The sequence below is a fragment of the Moorena sp. SIO3I8 genome (assembly GCF_010692325.1).
Lineage (GTDB): Bacteria > Cyanobacteriota > Cyanobacteriia > Cyanobacteriales > Coleofasciculaceae > Moorena.
Genome location: NZ_JAAHHW010000439.1, coordinates 1 through 1,198, shown reverse-complemented (window position 1 = coordinate 1,198; position 1,198 = coordinate 1). Strand labels below are relative to the sequence as shown.

Sequence of the window (1,198 nt, the reverse complement as noted above, 5' to 3'; positions counted from 1 at the left end):
ACGGTCGAAATTACTTGTACGGGTTTTCCATCTACGGAGTGGAAACTACTCCGTAGGGTTTCATGTCGTCGGATGATTTCGTTGAAACTTTGTTCTAAAACTTTTATGTTAAGCAGACCTTCTATTTTTAGAGTCACCGATACATCGAATAATCGATTATTTGGCGGAAACTCATACCAAAAGTACATCCATTCTTGAGGATAGGATAGTGACAAATGCTCCGAATGCGAAACAGGCTGAATCCCACTAATAGTAGATATTTTATCAGTTGCTTGGAATAATTCTGGGTTTTCCCTTAGTAACTGTAATATTTCTGATTTGTACTGCTTTAGTTCAGCAATAATATCAGTAGTGAGTACTTCTTGGAAACCCCCAATTCTTAATTTTCCTTCATCGCTCCATAATTTTACCCCTTTTAGAGAAAGGTCTTGCACAAATTCAATTAAGTTCATAGTTCTACCTCTATCCAGTTATTTTCTTTAATGTTATCTGTGGAACTACTTTTAGTTATTTCTTCATTTAGCTCATTAGAGAGAGCAGCAATAGTGATTCCTTCCATAAATTTTGTAATTGGAACATCCACTTCTAACTCACTTTGAATTTTATTCCTTAGCTCAATTGACATTAGAGAGTCTATTCCCATTTCATTTAGAGGTTTGTGTATATTGATTAGATTATTTTTTATGCCTAACACTCTAGCTGCTTTATTTTGGATATCAGCAATTAATATCTTTTCTCGTTCTATAACGGAAACTGATTTTAATTGCTCTAAAAGGCGATTATCATTTGTAGCTGTTGAAGTACTTGTTTCGGACCAATCCTCCAAAAACCGCCACTGTGCCACTCTATCCTGCCACCCTGACCACTCAATAGGAACTACCCCCACTTCTACATCTGAACCACTCATCAATAGTTCCAAAGACTCCAATACCTGAGCCGGAGATATTGTACTTACCCCCTGCTCATGTGCCCTCATATCTGCACCTCGTTCTGCTGCCTCCCCTATTTGAGACACCGCACCCCAGTGAATACTCAATCCCGACAATCCCATCTTCCTACGATAATGAGCTAAACCATCCAGAAACCCATTAGCTGCGGAATGATTTCCCTGACCAGGCGAACCCAACAGAGACGCCACTGAAGAAAACATCACAAAAAAGTCTAATGATTGATTTTGAGTCAGTTGATGCAAATGCCA

At 38.6% G+C, this 1,198-nt stretch carries 2 protein-coding genes; both read right to left on the bottom strand.

Translation table 11 applies throughout. The features are described from left to right. Nucleotides 1-452: condensation domain-containing protein (locus F6K51_RS37720; protein WP_293031408.1), on the bottom strand; the 452-nt coding region annotated here is incomplete at its 3' end. Next, nucleotides 449-1,198 (bottom strand): beta-ketoacyl reductase (locus tag F6K51_RS37715; RefSeq protein ID WP_293031405.1); only part of this gene is annotated, 750 nt, incomplete at its 5' end. The genes F6K51_RS37720 and F6K51_RS37715, both read right to left, overlap by 4 nt.